This window comes from Streptomyces brasiliensis (assembly GCF_014647875.1).
GTDB classification, from domain to species: domain Bacteria; phylum Actinomycetota; class Actinomycetes; order Streptomycetales; family Streptomycetaceae; genus Streptomyces; species Streptomyces brasiliensis.
The window spans coordinates 469514-485596 of sequence record NZ_BMQA01000002.1; the positions used below are offsets into that span (position 1 = coordinate 469514).

The following is a 16083-nucleotide window of genomic DNA, read 5'->3' on the forward strand; positions in this document are numbered from 1 at the left end:
CGGCGGCCCTGAGCGGCAACCACGACATCAGGCCGGCCCGCCTGAGGCCGGGGCGGTGATCGCCTCCCGCTGACCCCGTTGATCGTTCCCGTGACCGCGCGGAGATGTCCCGGAGGCCCGCGCGCGGGTAGCGTCCGCTGCATGGACAGCCGTGCGAACAGCAGATTCGACACCGAGGGCGCCGGGATCACCGTGCAGCGGGCGCTCGAGCTGCCCGGTCTGCGCAGCGGGCTGCCGGAGATCCTGGCGGGCGCCGACCGGCTGGGCCGTACCGTCCGCTGGGTGCACGCGGGCGAGGTGCCGAACATCGCCTCGCTGCTCAAGGGCGGGGAACTGCTGCTCACCACGGGCTACGGGCTCGGCACGCGCCCGGCCGACCAGCGCGCGTTCGTGCGCACCCTCGCGGAGCGCGGCATCGCCGCCCTGGTGGTGGAGCTGGGCCCGCGCTTCACCCGGCTGCCCGCCGCCCTCGTGGACACCGCCCGCGCCGCCGGGCTGCCGCTGGTCCAGCTGCACCGCGAGGTGCCGTTCGTGGCGGTGACGGAGGAGGTCCACACCGAGATCGTCAACGGCCACTACGCCCTGCTTCAGCGGGCGGAGGAGGTGCACCGGCGCTGTACGGAGGCCCTGCTGGGCGGCGGCGGGGTGCCGCAGGTCCTGGAGATCCTGGCCGGCTTCAGCGACAACCCCGTCTTCCTGGAGACGTCCGAGGGCCAGCTCCTTTACTCCGCCGGGGCCGGGCCCGAGGGGGCGGATCCGTTGCAGGTGTGGGAGGGGCTGCGCGGCCCGCACAAGGAGGCGCCGCCGCCAGTGGGTTCGGTGCTGGTGGACGTACCGGGCGGCGGTCCGGGCACGGGGTCGGTGCGTGCCCGGCTGGTGCTGCTGCCGGTACGCGCGCCGCTGGCTCCCGTGCACCGCATCGCCGCCGAGCGGGCCGCCGGGATCCTGGCCGTCGTCCTGATGCAGGCCCGCCAGGAGGAGGAGCTGGCGGCGCGGGGCCGCGGCGACTTCCTCACCGATCTCGCCGAGGGCCGGATCGCGGCCGAGGACGCGCCCGCGCAGGCCCGGGTGCTGGGCTTCAAGCCGGGCGACAGTCCGCTGCTGCCGGTGGTGATGCGGCTGGGCGACCCGCTCTCGGCCGGCGGCGGCTGGACGGTCCTGGCGCGCGCGGTGGCCGAGGAGCTGGCGTCGGTGGGGGTGCCGGTGCTGCTCGGCGTGCGGCCGGTGGAGGGCCGCGTGCCGGTCCTGGTGGGGCTGCGCGCCGAGTCCGAACGGCCGGCGGTCGCGGACCGGGTCGCGGCGGCGCTGCGGGCCGGGGTGGAGCGGGCGGGGATGCAGCGGCCGGGCGCCAGGCCGCCGGTCGTGGCCGTCGGCGTGGCGGGGGGCTGGGCGGCTGCCTCGGCCGGCCTCAGGCACGCGGCGGAGACGGCGACGGCCGCCCACGGCCTCGCGGACCGCCCCTGGTACGACGCCCGGCGCCTGGACATCGACCTGTTGCTGTGGCGTCTGCGCGACCACCCGGACCTGGCAGCCTTCGTCGGCCGTGCCATCGGCCCGCTGCGCGATCACGACCGCCGCTCCAGGCCGCCGCTGCTGCCCACGCTGGAGACGTATCTGGCGCACGCGGGCCGCAAGGCCGAGACCGCGCGTGAGCTGCACCTCAACCGGCAGACTCTCTACAACCGCCTCGCCCGCATCGGGGAGTTGCTGGGCACCGACCTCGACGACCCCGAGACCGTACTGGCGTTGAGCCTGGCCCTGCGGGCCCGCAGACACGTCCCCTAGAGCGGCTGGCCTAGAGCGGGTGCGGCTGGGTCAACTCGTCGTAGATGCTGAGGACCTGGGCGACGGTTTCGTCCTCGGTGGGCCAACTGGCCGCCTGCCGTGCACCCTTCTGCCGCAGTTCGTCGCATCGCGCCGGGTCGCCGAGCAGCCGTACGACGGCGTCCGCGAGCGCCTTCGCGTTTCCGTACGGCACGAGTTCGGCCGCGTCGCCGACGAGGTCCGGGATGCCGCCGACGGCGGTCGCGACGAGGGGCACACGCGCGTGGAGTGCCTCCTGGGCGAGGACGGAGCGGGACTCCCAACTACTGGGCAGCAGCGCGAGATCGGCGGCGGCGAGCAGCTCACCGGCGTCGTCGCGCCGCCCGATGAGCCGCACCGGCAGCTCCTCGTCCTCGATCCGCCGCTGCAGCTCCGTACGCAGCGGCCCCTCCCCCGCGATGACGAGCAACGGCACGGGGTCGAGCCGGCACCACGCGCGGGCGGCGTCCAGCAGGACGTCGTAGCCGCGGTGCTTGTCGAGGGAGCCCACGGCGACCAGCAACGGGCGTCCGGTGGCGCCGAGTTCGGCCCTGGCCTTGGGCCGCAGCCGGTCGGGGTCCTCGGGTTCCGCGGTCCTTCGCGGTCCGGGCAGTCCGACACCGGCGAGCCGGGCGTCGCGGGCGCCGGTCCTGCGGGCGCGGTCGACGAGGTCCGAGGTGGTGCCGAGCACCACGGCCGCCGTCCGCACGACCCGGCGCTCCAGCAGGCGCAGCAGATGGGCGCGGGCGCCCTCGACCCGGGCCCGGTTGTGCCAGGTGACGACGAGCGGGGTGCTGCGTCCGCTCAGCGCGAGGACGGCGCGGAAGGAGGCGTGCAGCCCGTGCGCGTGCACCAGGTCGGCGTCCGCGCAGGCCGCCCGCAGCGCCGCCACGGACGCGGGATCGCTGCTGCGCGGTACGTGGACGTGGTCGGCGCCGACACCGGTGAAGCCGTAGGCGTGGTCGGCCTCGTCGGGGGCGCACACCGTGACCCGCACGCCCCTCGCTACGAGCCCGGCGGCCAGGGAACGCACGTGGGCGCTGCTGGCGACGTTGCCCCCGCCCAGCACCTGCACGGTGCGCAGCGGCGACTGACCGTGCGGTGCGTTGCTGCTCACGGGGCTCACGTGGCCGGGGCTCCTGGGTCGGCGTCGGGCGGTCACGACGAAACGTACAGAAGGTATCGGGCGGAGGGGTGCACCGCGTGCGCCTCCCGCACATACCGCGTTCCCTGCCAAGGATGCCAGGACGTACGGGTGTTCCGGGTACTCCGGGGAGGCACACCCCACGGAGGGCCGGGGACATCACGCCGGAGCGCGTCACCCACACGAGTGAGGAAATACTCGGCGTGGACGAAACGGGGGGGCGTGCGCGCGCAGCAGAGGGGAGCGCACGACACGCCGCACGCCGTGGGCGCACGCTCCGGGACACCCGGCCCGTTCCTCACAGCGAGCGCGCCAGACGGCTGACCGAGTCGCCGTACACCGTCGCCGTCACCACTGCTGCGGCATGCGCGAGGAGCCCGGCGCGACCGTTGGCCGCGACGACCGCGGTGCCCAGGGCCGCCCCCAACGCGTGCGCGCCCGTGTCGCCGAGCATCGCGCGCTCGCCGAGGTCGGCGGGGAGCACGGCCGCAGCGGCTCCCATCGCGGTCGCGGCCAGTCCGGCCCCCGGTCCCTCGCGCAGCAGACCCGGTGCCGCGAGCGCGAGCACCGCGCCGGCGGCTCGACCGGGCCGTACGTCCACGAGGTTGACGAAGTGCGCGGCCCCGGCGATCACCACGCCCGCGAGCACCTTGTCGAGGGGCCGCTCCTTGAGCACCGCGCCCACGACCAGCCCGGCCGCCGAGATGCCGAGCAACTTGACGGCCCCGCTGGTGACTTCACCGTTCCGCAGCGCCGTCAGATGCGCCCGGAAGCCCCGCCGCTCGTCACCGGCCCCGGCCACGTCGTCGTACGCACCGCAGGCCCCGGCGGCCAGTACGGCGAACCCGGCGACGGGATGAACACGCCCCGCCCCGGCTGCCGTTGCCAGGACACTCGCGGGCCCGGCGTACAACTCCACTGCGCGCCCGGCATAGTTGGTCCGCTCCCAACGCTCCCGACCGCCCGGCGCCCCGGCGCGCAGCGCGGCGGTCGCGGCGCGGGTGAACGCGGCGGCGAGGACGAAGGAACTGCTCCTGCGAGTACGGGAGATCATCCGGCCACTCTAGAAGCCCGCCCCGACTCGCCCCGAAGCCCCTGTCGACTCGACCCGAAGCCCATACCGCCACGCCCCGAGCGTGGCCCGCCGCTACCCGTCCGCGCGGGCCGCGGCCAGCAGTTCCTCCGCGTGTGCCCGGGCCGTCTCCGAGTCCTCCTGGCCGGCCAGCATCCGCGACAGCTCCCGGACCCGCTCCTCGCCCTCGAGCACCTTCACGCCGGACCGGGTGACCGAGCCGTCGTTGGTCTTCTCGACGAGCAGCTGCCGGTCGGCGAACGCGGCGACCTGCGGCAGATGTGTGACGACCACGACCTGCGCGGACTTCGCCAGCTTCGCCAGCCGCCGCCCGATCTCGACCGCGGCCTTGCCGCCGACACCGGCGTCGACCTCGTCGAAGAGGTACGTCGGCACGGGATCGGTCCCCGCGAACACGACCTCCACGGCGAGCATCACGCGCGACAGCTCACCGCCGGAGGCGCCCTTGGCGATGGGCCGCGGCGGCGCACCCGGGTGCGGCGCGAGCAGCAGCTCCACCTCGTCCACGCCCGACGGCCCGTACGCCACCGCACGCCCGCCGACCTCGACGCCCTCCGGGTCCTCGGTCTGCCGGATGGCGAAGGACACGCGCGCGTGCGGCATCGCGAGGGAGGCCAGCTCGGCGGTCACGGCGGCCGCGAACCGCTCGGCGGCCTCGGTGCGGGCGTCGGTCAACGCCTGGGCGAGAGCGCCCAGTTCGGTGCGCAGCGCGTCCCGCTCGGCGGTCAGTTCGCCGATCCGCTCGTCGTCGCCGTCCAGCTCGGTCAGCCGGGCGGCGCCCGTCTCGGCCCAGTCCAGCACTGAGGCGATGTCCTCACCGTATTTGCGTGTGAGGGCGGTCAGCGCGGCACGCCGCTCCTCCACGGCCGCGAGCCGCAGTGGGTCGGCGTCCAGGTCGTCGGCGTACCCGGCCAGCTCGCCCGCCACGTCGCCCAGCAGGATCCCGACCTCGCCGATCCGTTCGGCGAGCGAGGCGAGGGCCGGGTCGTGGGACCGTACGGCCTCCAGGGCGCGGTGGGCGCCCGCGACGAGGGTCGCCGCGTCGATGCCCTCGGGGTCCTCGGGGTTGCCGGCGAGGGCGGCGTGCGCGGCGGTCGCGGCGGAGGACAGCGCCTCGGCGTGGCCGAGCCGCTCGGCCTCCTCGGCCAGCTCCACGTCCTCACCGGCGCGCGGCTCGACGCCGGCGATCTCGTCGAGGCCGTAGCGCAGCATGTCGGCCTCCTGGGCCCGCTCACGCGCGCGCGTGACGATCTCCTCCAGCTCGGTGGAGACGGCCCGCAGCCGACGATAGGCCTCGCCGTACTTGGCGAGCGGCCCCGCGACGGCGTCCCCGGCGTAGCGGTCGAGCGCCTGCCGTTGCCGGGACAGCTTCAGCAGCCCCTGCTGGTCGGTCTGCCCGTGCACGGCCACCAGCTCGTCGGCCAGCTCGGCCAGCACCCCCACGGGCACACTGCGCCCACCGAGGTGCGCCCGCGACCGCCCTTCGGCTGAAACGGTACGGCTGATGAGCAGTGCCCCGTCGTCCAGCTCGGCGCCGGCCTCCTCGGCCCGTACGACGGCGGACGCGCCCTCGGGGACGGTGATCCGCCCCTCCACGACCGCGTTCTTGGACCCGATCCGCACGAGCGCCGGATCCGCGCGCCCGCCCAGCAGCAGTCCCAGGCTGGTGACCACCATGGTCTTGCCCGCACCCGTCTCACCGGTGACGGCGGTGAACCCGGGCGACAACTCGACTACGGCATCGTCGATGACTCCGAGCGACCGTATCCGCATCTCCTCCAACACGGACACGACCTTACGAGGTCGGGGCGTCCAAGTGCGAGGCGCCCTGTCACCCCGGCGAGGGAAGCACCCCGAAAGGGGCGCTGGGCTGTATCGAGATGCGGCTCCGCCGCGTGGGCGCGAGCAACCACGATCCACCCGCACCCGCCGAGGCACAGATACCCCCCCTCAGATGGCGACTACCGCGCCCCCCGCCACCCGGAAACCGGCAGAGCAAACTTCGCCACCAGCCGATCGGTGAACGAAGCATGATGCAACCGAGCCAGCCGCACCGGCACAGCCCCCCGCCGCACCTCGACCCTCGCCCCGGCGGGCAACTCGACGGTCCGCCGCCCGTCACACCACAGAACACCGGGCGACACGTGCGGCAGGACCTCCACCGCGAGCACCGACTCCGGCGAAGTGACCAACGGCTTCGCGAACAGTGCATGCGCCGAGATCGGCACCATCAGCAACGCCTCGACCTCGGGCCACACCACCGGCCCGCCCGCGGAGAACGCATACGCCGTGGACCCGGTCGGAGTCGAAAGGACGATCCCGTCGCATCCGAACCCCGTGACCGGTCGCCCGTCGATCTCCAGCACGACCTCGAGCAGCTTCTCGGCGCCCGCCTTCTGCACGGCCGCCTCGTTCAGCGCCCAGTCCGTGTGCACGATGTCCCCGTTGCGGTGCACGACGACGTCGACGGTCATCCGCTCCTCGACCTCGTACGCCTTGCTCACCACCCGGTCGACGACCTTGTCGAGATCGTCCCGCTCGGCCTCCGCGAGGAACCCGACGCTGCCGAGGTTGACGCCGAGCATCGGCACCCCGGAGGCGCGGGCGAACTCGGCTCCGCGCAGCAGCGTGCCGTCGCCGCCGAGCACGATGAGCAGTTCGCATCCGTCGAGGCACTGCGGAGTCGCCTCCTTGACGAGCTCCACTTCCTCCGGCAGCGGGATGTCACGCGCCTCTTCTTCCAGCACGCGCACCCCGATGTCGCAGCGCAGCAGCCCCTTGACCACGAGCTCGGCGCTGCGGATGGCCGCGGGCCGCCCGGTGTGGGCGAGCAGGAAAACAGTACGAGCTCGGTTCGGTGTCAACGCGGCCCCTCCGCCACTGCACGGTCAACGTCGGCCGGGTCCAGTTCCGGTTCCCCGGTCCGCAGCCACAGAAAGTACTCGACATTCCCGGACGGCCCGGGCAGCGGACTGGCGGTGACTCCGCGCACCCCGAGCCCCAGTTCCCACGCCTTCGCGGCCACGCCCCGCACGGCCTCCGCCCGCAGTTGCGGACTCCGTACGACTCCCCCGCTCCCCAGCCGTTCCTTCCCCACCTCGAACTGCGGCTTGACCATCATCACCAGGTCGGCGTCCGGCTTCGCGCACCGCGTCAGGGCGGGCAGCACCAGCCCGAGCGGGATGAAGGACAGATCCCCCACAACAAGATCCACAGGCTCCCCATCGATCGCCTCAAGCGTCAACTCGCGTACGTTCGTACGGTCCTTGACGGTGACGCGTTCATCGTTCCGGAGCGACCAGGCGAGTTGTCCGTATCCGACGTCCACGGCGACGACGTGTGCGGCGCCCGCGCGCAGCAGGACGTCGGTGAAGCCCCCGGTGGACGCGCCGGCGTCCAGCGCCCGCCGTCCCTCGACGACGAGCCCCTGCGGTACGAAGACCTCGAGGGCGCCGGCGAGCTTGTGGCCGCCCCGGGAGACGTACTCGGGGTCGCTGTCGTCGGACACGACGACGATCGCGGCGGCGGTCTCGACCTGGGTGGCGGGCTTGGTCGCGACGGTCTTGCCGACGCTGACCCGCCCGGCGGCGATCAGCTGGCTCGCGTGCTCGCGCGAGCGCGCCAGCTTCCGGCGGACCAGCTCCGCGTCCAGACGGCGGCGTGCGACTCCTGCCACGTTCGTTTCAGCTCCTGTTCCCGTACGACGATGGGGGACCCGGAGGTCCCGGGCGGGCGTCGAGCGCGGTGAGCGCGTCACGCAGCCCCCCGTGTACATCCTCGTACACCTCGACATGCCCGTCGGTGGCGAGGTGGTCGGCGTCCGCCAGCCGCTCGAGCTGGGCGTCGACCTCGGGGTTCCCGGTGGGAATGCGGGGGACGTCCAGCGGGGCGGGGGCGGCGGGGTCGTACTCGGGCCCGGCCGCCGTCTCTTCCCGCGCGCCCTCGACCTGAGGCACTGTGTCGCTCATGCCCAGACGCTACCCCGAAGCGCTGAGGTACCGTCGGTCCCGATGGCCACGATCGAGGAGTGCCGAGACGCACTCGAGAAGCTTTCGGACAACATGCGGGGCGCCGAGGGCGACGTCCGGGCGGCGGCCGAGCTGGACCGCTCGGTCAGCTGCCACATCACCGACCTGGATGTGACCTTCGTCGGCCGGATGACCGACGGCAGGATCGTCGTCGACGAGACCCTTCCGGGGCCACCGCCGAAGAAGGCCCAGATCAGGCTCACCATGGCCGGCGACGACCTGGTGGCCCTGGTCGACGGCGAGCTGAACTTCGCCAAGGCCTGGGGCTCGGGGCGGGTGCGGCTGGAGGCGAGCCTCCTGGACCTGTTCCGGCTCAGGAAGCTTCTGTAGCCGCGGCCCGCACCTCCGTACGCGCCCTGCGCGCCGCGGGCACCACCAGGGGCGTCCCCGTCTCCGGGTCGTCGATGACCTGACAGCGCAGCCCGAAGACCTCCTCGACCAGCTCGGCCGTGACGATGTCGTTCGGCGCGCCCTCGGCGACGACCCGGCCGCCGCGCAGGGCGATGAGGTGGGTGGCGTAGCGGGCCGCGTGATTGAGGTCGTGTAGGACGGCGACCAGGGTGCGGCCCTGCTCCTCGTGCAGTTCGGCGCACAGGTCGAGGACGTCGATCTGGTGCTGGATGTCGAGGTAGGTGGTCGGCTCGTCGAGCAGGAGCAGCGGGGTCTGCTGGGCGAGCGCCATGGCGATCCACACACGCTGCCGCTGGCCGCCGGAGAGTTCGTCGACATGGCGATCCGCGAGATCGGCGACCCCGGTGCGCGCCATGGACTCCTGGACGACCCGCTCGTCCTCGGCGGACCACTGCCGCAGGAGGCCCTGGTGCGGATAGCGGCCGCGGCCCACCAGGTCACCGACGGTGATCCCGTCGGGCGCGATGGACGACTGCGGCAACAGGCCGAGGGTGCGCGCGACCTTCTTCGCGGGCGTCGACTGGATGACCTGCCCGTCGAGGAGCACCCGGCCCTCGCTGGGCCTGAGCATCCGCGACAACGCCCGCAGGAGCGTCGACTTGCCGCAGGCGTTCGGGCCGACGATCACCGTGAAGGAGTTGTCGGGGATCTCCACCGAGAGCTGCTCGGCTATGACGCGCTGGTCGTAGGCAAGGGTGACGTTCTCGGCGGACAGGCGGTTCACGGTGCTCCTTCGGTTGTTCGTCTCGCCGGTGGTCCGGGGCTCGCTGATGGCGTGGGTCTTGCCGGTGGCTTTCATATCCGGCCCGCCCTGCGCTCGGTGACCAGGAGCCACAGGAGGTAGATGCCGCCCAGGACGCCGGTGACCACGCCCACGGGCAGCTGGTCGGCGCCGAAGGCACGCTGGGAGGCCCAGTCGGCGGTGACGAGCAGGGTGGCGCCCATGCAGAGGGACGGCACCAGGTTGGGGCCCGGCGAGCGGGTCAGGCGCCGGGCGAGCTGCGGGGCGGTGAGCGCCACGAAGCCGACCGGTCCGGCGGCGGCGGTCGCGGCGGCGGTCAGCAGGACGGCCGAGACCATCAGCACCAGCCGTACGCGCTCGACGCGCACCCCGAGGGCGTACGACACGTCGTCGCCCATCTCCGTCATCCGCAGCCCGCGCGCGTTGACGAGGATGAGCGGCACGAGGACGGCGCACAGCCCGAGCAGCGGCCAGACCTGCTCCCAGCCTCGGCCATTGAGCGAGCCGGTCATCCACACGACCGCGCGGGCCGCGTCGACGAGGTCGGCCTTCGTGAGCAGATAGCCGTTGACCGCCGTGACGATCGCGGAGACGCCGATGCCGACCAGGACCAGCCGGTATCCGTGCACGCCCTGCTTCCAGGCGAGCAGATAGATGGCGAACCCGGTGACCAGGCCGCCGACGAGCGCGCCGAGGGTGACCGCGGTGGCAGACCCGGACATCAGGACGATCACGACGAGTGCGCCGGCCGTCGAGCCCTGGGAGAGACCGAGGACGTCCGGGCTGCCCAGCGGGTTGCGGGAGATGGACTGGAACAGGGCCCCGCCGAGGCCGAGCGAGGCGCCGACCAGCAGGCCGACCAGGACGCGCGGCAGCCGGAGTTCGTTGACGATGAACTCCTGCCCCCGGTCGCCGTTGCCGAGCAGTGTCCTCAGCACGTCGCCGGCCGGGATCGGGTAGTCGCCGGTGCCGATCAGCAGGACGCTCGCGGCGAGCGCGGCGGCCAGCAGCAGGACGACGACTGTCAGCGCGCGCAGGTCGAGGCGGACGGACAGCCCGCCGGGGGTGCGCAGGGCACGGACGGCACGGCTTGCGGTGGGGGTCTTCGCGGTTCTCGTGGTGGGGGTCCTCACAGCTGTGCCGTCCTCCGCCGTCGTACGAGAAAGATGAAGACCGGGCCGCCGATGATCGCGGTGACGATGCCGACCTGCAGCTCCGCGGGCCGGGCGACGATCCGGCCGACGACGTCGGCGCCGAGCAGCAGCACGGGCGACAGGACGGTGGCGTACGGCAGGATCCAGCGCAGGTCGGGGCCGGTGAAGGAGCGCACGGCGTGCGGGACCATCAGGCCGACGAATACGATGGGCCCGCAGGCGGCGGTGGCGGCGCCGCACAGCACGGTGGCCGCGAGCATGGCCAGCGCCCGGGTACGGCCCAGGTGGGCGCCCAGCGCGCGGGCGGTGTCGTCGCCCATCGCCACGGCGTTCAGCGGCCGGGCGAGCAGCAGCGCGAGGACCGTGCCGACCGCGAGGAACGGCAGCACCTGGTCGATGGTCGAGCCGGTCGCCGAGGAGAGGGAGCCGACGGTCCAGAAGCGCATCCTGCTCAGCGCCGCGTCGTCCATGATCATCACGGCCTGCAGATAGCCGTAGAGGGCTGCGCTGATCGCCGTACCGGCCAGGGCCAGCCGCACGGGTGTGGCCCCGCGGCTGCCACCGAGGAACCAGACCAGCGCGCCGACGGCGGCGGCCCCGGCGAACGCGAACCACACGTAACCGCTCAGGCTGGTGACCCCGAAGTAGGTGATGGCGGTGACGACCGCGGCCGACGCGCCCGCGTTGATGCCGAGCAGCCCGGGGTCCGCCAGCGGATTGCGGGTGAGGGCCTGGAGCACCGCCCCGGACAGGCCGAGCGCGGCGCCGGCGAGCAGGCCGAGGAGGGTACGCGACAGCCGCTCGTCCACGACGACGTCGCCGTACGTCCCCGAGGCGTGGAACAGACCGTGCCAGACCTGCTCGAGCGACAGCTCCTTCGCACCGATCGCGATGCTCGCCAGGGCGACGAGCACCAGGACCGTCACGGCGACGAGGAGCCCAAGAGCCCGTATCGCGCGTCGGGTTGGGGGCGCGGAGGCGGACTCCGCGCGCTGTTCGGGAGGACTGTCGACCAACACGAGGTTAGGTTAGCCTACCCTCGCATTCGATCTCGGTGCCGAGGCACCTTCCGTACGGTGCGCGGCCTCAGAGCCCGAGCCGCGCCAGCGCCTTCCCCCCGTCCAGCTCGCACGAGCCCTCGCCGGCCGCCGTCCAGGCGGCCGCGCACAGCGCACGCAGCCCGTCCAGGGCCTCGCCCTCGCCCACCAGCTCCAGCCGGTCCGCGCCGGCCGTCGCCGTCCACCCGCCACAGCCGAAACCGTCCCCCTTCGGGGTGACGTCGGGCTGGCCCGTGAGCAGGCCGCGCAGATCCGCATCGACGTAGGTCGGCCGGTGCTCGGGCGGCGCGGCGAGCAGTTGCGCCCCGTCGGTGACACCGGTCAGGACGAGCAGTGAGTCGACACCGCCGTTGAACGCGCCCTCGATGTCCGTGTCCAGCCGGTCCCCGACCACCAACGGCCGCCCGGCGCCGGTCCGCAGGATCGTCTCCCGGTGCATGGGCGGCAGCGGCTTGCCCGCGACCTGCGGCTCGGCGCCCGTGGCGATCCGGACGACCTCCACAGCCGCGCCGTTGCCCGGGGCGATCCCGCGACCGCTCGGGATGGTCAGATCGGTGTTGGAGGCGAACCACGGCACCCCGCGCGCCACCGCGTAGCACGCCTCCGCGAACCGGCCCCAGGTCAGCTCGGGCCCTCCGTATCCCTGCGCGACCGCCGCCGGGTCGTCGTCCGCCGACTCCACCGGCTCGAGCCCGCGCTCCCGCAGCGCCACCCGCAGCCCCTCACCGCCGACCACGAGCACCCGCGCACCCTGCGGCACCTGCTCGCTGATCAGCCGCGCCACCGCCTGCGCGGAGGTGATCACGTCCCCGGCGCCCGTCGGTATCCCCAGCTCCGTCAGATGCCCGGCCACCGCGTCCGGCGTGCGCAGTGCGTTGTTGGTGACGTAGGCCAGATGCATCCCACTCGAACGGGCGATCGCGAGCGACTCGACGGCGTGCGCGATCGCGTCACCTCCCGCGTACACCACCCCGTCCAGATCGAGCAGCGCCGTGTCGTACGCCGCGCTCAGGGCCTGCCCACTGCCCTCGGGCCTCGTCCTGACGCTCTGGCTCATTCCACATCGCTCCTCGTTCACTCGCTTTCCCCCGATCATCCCGCACGGCACTGACACACGTACGATGCCGGGATGAACACTGCAGGTCACCCGGAAGCAACGGCGCGCCGAGGCCTGGAACTGACCCCGTTCCGCGGCCTTCGCTACGACCCCGACCGGGTCGGCAGCCTGGCGGCCGTCACGTCCCCGCCGTACGACGTCGTGGTCCGCCCCGACGGCCTGCACCACCTCGAGGCCGCCGACCCCCACAACATCGTCCGGCTGATCCTCCCGCAGGCGGACACCCCCACCACCCGCAACGAGCAGGCGGCCGAGACCCTGCGCCGCTGGCTCGCCGAGGGCGTCCTGACCACCGACCCCGAACCGGGCCTGTACGTCTACGAACAGCGCGACGGCAACGGCATGCTCCAGCGCGGCATCATCGGCGCCCTGCGCGTCTCGGACCCGGCGGAAGGGGTCGTCCTGCCGCACGAGGACGTCATGCCGCCGGTCGTCGCCGACCGCGCGGCCCTGATGCGCGCCACCCGCGCCAACCTCGAACCCCTCCTGCTGACCTACCGGGGCAACGGCACCACCGCCGACGTCATCGAGCGCACCGCCGACCACGACCCCCTCCTGGCGACCGTCACCGAGGACGGCTTCGAGCACCGCCTCTGGTCGCTGACCGACCCCAGGGAACTGTCCCTCGTCCAGGCGGACCTGAGCCACCGCCAGGCCCTGATCGCCGACGGCCACCACCGCTGGGCCACCTACCGGGTTCTACGCGCGGAGCACGACTCGCCCGGCCCCTGGGACTACGGCCTGGTCCTCCTGGTCGACACGGTCCGCTACCCGCTGCGCGTCCGCGCCATCCACCGTCTGCTGCACGGCCTGCCGGTCGCGGACGCCCTGTCCGCGCTGGACGGCCTGTTCCGCGTGAAGCGCCTGGACGCGCCGCTGGCCGAGGCCCTGGCGGTGCTGGCCGACGCGGCCTGCGCGGGCAATGCCTTCCTGCTCGCCGGCGACGGCGCCTTCCACCTGATCGACCGCCCCGACCCGGACCTCCTGGCCCGCACGATCCCCGCCGACCGCCCGGCCGCATGGCGCAACCTGGACGCGACGGTCCTGCACGCCACGCTCCTCGAGCACGTGTGGCACATCCCCGAGGACTCCTCCGCGCACATCGCCTACATCCACGACACGGCCGCCACGGTCGAGAAGGCGGAACGCGACGGCGGTACGGCGGTCCTGATGCACCCGGTACGCGAGGAGGTCGTACGTGCTCTGGCCCGTCAGGGGGTGACGATGCCCCGCAAGTCGACGTCGTTCGGCCCGAAGCCGGCGTCGGGACTGGTGCTGCGCGCGCTGGACCTCTGACCGCTCCGACATGCGTGAGGGCGGGAACCCGGCTGCCGGGTTCCCGCCCTCATTCACTGGACGGCCACGCGGTGACGGATGTCAGTCCTCGTCACGGTCGTCGGCGCCACCTTCGGCGCCACCCCGCGACTCGTCGTCTTCCTCGTCCTCGTCCAGGGCGTCCACGAACTCGACGCCGTCCAGCTCGGCCAGCCGGTCGGAGGCGTCCGTGCTGCCGTCCCGGTCGGCCTCGACGGCCTTGGCGAACCACTCGCGTGCCTCGCCCTCCCGGCCGGCGGCGAGCAGGGCGTCGGCATACGCGTAGCGCAGTCGCGCGGTCCACGGCTGGACCGAGCTGGAGGCCAGCTCCGGGCTCTGCAGCGTCACGATCGCCGCGTCCAGCTGCCCCATGTCACGGCGGGCACCGGCCGCGACGAGCCGCATCTCGACCTGACCGGCCTTGTCCAGCTTGTGCACCTCGGGGGCACCGGCCATCTCCAGCGCCTTCTCCGGCCGCCCGAGCCCACGCTCGCAGTCGGCCATCACCGGCCACAGGTCCACGTTGCCGGTCATACGCCGGGCGGCCCGGAACTCGGCGAGCGCCTCGCTGTACTTCTGGTTCGCGTACGCCGCGAACCCGGCGGCCTCCCGTACGGCGGCGACACGCGACGCCAGCCGCAGGGCCACCTTCGAATAGCCGTACGCGCCCTCGGGGTCCTCGTCGATGAGCCGGGCGACCATCACCAGGTTCTTGGCGACGTCCTCCGCGAGTGTCTTGGGCAGGCTCTGCAGCTCCTGCCGTACGTCCTTGTCGATCTCGTCGCCCGTGACGTCCTCGGGGATCGGCAGCCGCTTGATGGGCTCACGGTCCCGATCGCGATCCCGGTCGTCGCGCCGACCGTACCCACCGCGCCGATCGTCTCCGGGCCGGCCGCGGTAGCCACCGGGACGGCCACCCCTGTCGTCGCGCCGACCGTAACCGCCACCGCGGCTGTCTTCCCGCCGGTCGTCCCGACGGAACCCACCACGGTCCGCACGGTCGTCCCGGCCGCGGTAACCGCCGCCACGCTCGCCGCCACGGCTGTCCTCACGCCGGAAGCCACCGCGCTCACCCTCGCGCCGGTCGTCACGACGGTCGTCACGACGGCCGCCGTACCCACCACCACGGCTGTCATCGCGACGGTACCCACCACCACGGCTGTCATCGCGACGGTAGCCGCCCCGGTCGTCGTCCCGACGGAAGCCGCGGTCGCGGTCGTCTCGGCGGTCATCACGACGGAAGCCACCGCGGTCACTGTCCCTGCGGTCACCGCGGTCACCGCGGTCGTCGCGACGGTACGGAGGCCGGGGCCCACGGTCACCCTCGCGCCGGTCATCACGGCGATCGTCACGACGGCCGCCGTACCCACCACCACGGCTGTCATCGCGACGGTAGCCACCGCGATCGTCGTCACGACGGTCATCGCGACGGAAGGAAGGACGGTCGCCCCGGTCCCCACGGTCGCCCCGGTCATCACGCCGGAAACCCCGGTCGCGGTCGTCGCGGCGCGGGCCACCGGAGCGGTCGTCGCGACGGTACGGGGGCCGGGGCCCACGGTCACCCTCGCGCCGGTCATCACGGCGATCGTCACGACGGCCGCCGTACCCACCACCACGGCTGTCGTCACGGCGATAGCCGCCACGGTCGTCGTCACGGCGATAGCCGCCACGGTCGTCCCCGCGGCGGTCGTCCCGACGGCCGTACCCACCACGGTCGTTGTCGCGCCGGAAGCCACCACGGTCCCCACGGTCGCCGCCGCGATCACCGCGGTCGCTGCGGTACCCGCCACGGTCACCGCGGTCACCACTGTCCCGTCGGCGCTGGTCGCGCCCCGGTCGGTCTTCGGGCGAGTTGGTAGACATGGTGACTCCTGTCTTAGGTACCGCAAGCATTGTAAAAACAAAAGGACCCCTGGTCCCAGCTGAACGCTGGTGACCAGGGGTCCTTCCAAAGATTGTTCGGCGGTGTCCTACTCTCCCACAGGGTCCCCCCTGCAGTACCATCGGCGCTGTGAGGCTTAGCTTCCGGGTTCGGAATGTAACCGGGCGTTTCCCTCACGCTATGACCACCGAAACCCTAATGGTTTCGAGCGAACAAGCACACTCTTCAATTGTGTGTTCAGCTCCGAAGCCGGCAACCGTTCGTTGCCTCAGAACATACACAGTGGACGCGAGCCTCTATGGACAAGCCCTCGGCCTATTAGTACCGGTCAACTCCA

At 73.1% G+C, this 16083-nt stretch carries 15 protein-coding genes and 1 rRNA gene; 3 read left to right on the top strand and 13 right to left on the bottom strand.

Annotated features, from left to right (window positions below):
* The first annotated feature begins 141 nt into the window (after nt 1-141).
* Nucleotides 142-1785, top strand: a complete 1644-nt coding sequence (locus IEZ19_RS05825; RefSeq protein WP_189309896.1) for a PucR family transcriptional regulator — start codon at nt 142-144, stop codon at nt 1783-1785.
* Between the two features lie 10 nt (nt 1786-1795).
* Here the strand turns inward: IEZ19_RS05825 and IEZ19_RS05830 are convergent, their stop codons facing one another.
* The 6 genes from IEZ19_RS05830 to IEZ19_RS05855 form a co-directional block, all read right to left on the bottom strand.
* Nucleotides 1796-2929, bottom strand: coding sequence for a glycosyltransferase family 4 protein (locus IEZ19_RS05830; RefSeq protein WP_189309897.1), 1134 nt, complete (start codon nt 2927-2929; stop codon nt 1796-1798).
* Nucleotides 2930-3245: 316 nt separating this feature from the next.
* Nucleotides 3246-4001 (bottom strand): hypothetical protein, encoded by a 756-nt coding sequence (locus IEZ19_RS05835; protein WP_189309898.1) that lies wholly within the window; start codon nt 3999-4001, stop codon nt 3246-3248.
* Between the two features lie 93 nt (nt 4002-4094).
* Complete coding sequence (recN, locus tag IEZ19_RS05840) at nt 4095-5813, bottom strand: DNA repair protein RecN (RefSeq protein WP_189309937.1); 1719 nt, start codon at nt 5811-5813, stop codon at nt 4095-4097.
* A 188-nt stretch (nt 5814-6001) separates the two neighbouring features.
* Entirely contained in the window at nt 6002-6904 is a 903-nt protein-coding gene (locus tag IEZ19_RS05845) for an NAD kinase (protein WP_189309899.1), read from the bottom strand.
* Nucleotides 6901-7716, bottom strand: coding sequence for a TlyA family RNA methyltransferase (locus IEZ19_RS05850; RefSeq protein WP_189309900.1), 816 nt, complete (start codon nt 7714-7716; stop codon nt 6901-6903). Before IEZ19_RS05850 ends, IEZ19_RS05845 begins: the two co-directional genes overlap by 4 nt.
* Nucleotides 7717-7723: 7 nt before the next feature.
* Nucleotides 7724-8008 carry a hypothetical protein gene (locus IEZ19_RS05855; RefSeq protein ID WP_189309901.1) on the bottom strand — a complete coding sequence of 95 codons (285 nt, stop codon included), beginning with the start codon at nt 8006-8008 and terminating at the stop codon, nt 7724-7726.
* A gap of 42 nt (nt 8009-8050) precedes the next feature.
* On the opposite strand from IEZ19_RS05855, the gene IEZ19_RS05860 reads away from it, so the two are divergent.
* Nucleotides 8051-8398 carry an SCP2 sterol-binding domain-containing protein gene (locus IEZ19_RS05860; RefSeq protein ID WP_189309902.1) on the top strand — a complete coding sequence of 116 codons (348 nt, stop codon included), beginning with the start codon at nt 8051-8053 and terminating at the stop codon, nt 8396-8398.
* Here IEZ19_RS05860 and IEZ19_RS05865 read toward each other — a convergent pair.
* The 4 genes from IEZ19_RS05865 to IEZ19_RS05880 form a co-directional block, all read right to left on the bottom strand.
* A complete protein-coding gene (locus IEZ19_RS05865; RefSeq protein ID WP_189309903.1) occupies nt 8382-9278 on the bottom strand; it encodes an ABC transporter ATP-binding protein in 897 nt (298 codons plus the stop codon). The genes IEZ19_RS05860 and IEZ19_RS05865 overlap by 17 nt on opposite strands.
* Nucleotides 9275-10354: a FecCD family ABC transporter permease gene (locus tag IEZ19_RS05870; protein WP_189309904.1), complete on the bottom strand. Its 1080-nt coding sequence runs from the start codon at nt 10352-10354 to the stop codon at nt 9275-9277. Before IEZ19_RS05870 ends, IEZ19_RS05865 begins: the two co-directional genes overlap by 4 nt.
* On the bottom strand, nt 10351-11394 hold the full coding sequence (locus tag IEZ19_RS05875; RefSeq protein ID WP_189309905.1) for a FecCD family ABC transporter permease: 1044 nt from the start codon (nt 11392-11394) through the stop codon (nt 10351-10353). The genes IEZ19_RS05870 and IEZ19_RS05875 overlap by 4 nt, the downstream gene beginning before the upstream one ends.
* Before the next feature lie 67 nt (nt 11395-11461).
* Complete coding sequence (locus tag IEZ19_RS05880; RefSeq protein ID WP_189309906.1) at nt 11462-12490, bottom strand: HAD hydrolase-like protein; 1029 nt, start codon at nt 12488-12490, stop codon at nt 11462-11464.
* A 72-nt stretch (nt 12491-12562) separates the two neighbouring features.
* Here IEZ19_RS05880 and IEZ19_RS05885 point away from each other — a divergent pair, with 72 nt between their 5' ends.
* On the top strand, nt 12563-13846 hold the full coding sequence (locus IEZ19_RS05885; protein WP_189309907.1) for a DUF1015 domain-containing protein: 1284 nt from the start codon (nt 12563-12565) through the stop codon (nt 13844-13846).
* An 81-nt stretch (nt 13847-13927) separates the two neighbouring features.
* On the opposite strand, the gene IEZ19_RS50205 is transcribed toward IEZ19_RS05885, so the two are convergent.
* From IEZ19_RS50205 to rrf, 3 genes are all read right to left on the bottom strand, one after another.
* Nucleotides 13928-14674: a tetratricopeptide repeat protein gene (locus IEZ19_RS50205; protein WP_194531207.1), complete on the bottom strand. Its 747-nt coding sequence runs from the start codon at nt 14672-14674 to the stop codon at nt 13928-13930.
* Nucleotides 14566-15630, bottom strand: coding sequence for a hypothetical protein (locus tag IEZ19_RS50210; protein ID WP_194531208.1), 1065 nt, complete (start codon nt 15628-15630; stop codon nt 14566-14568). Before IEZ19_RS50210 ends, IEZ19_RS50205 begins: the two co-directional genes overlap by 109 nt.
* Nucleotides 15631-15821: 191 nt before the next feature.
* Nucleotides 15822-15938, bottom strand: a 5S ribosomal RNA gene (rrf, locus tag IEZ19_RS05895).
* Between the last annotated feature and the right edge of the window lie 145 nt (nt 15939-16083).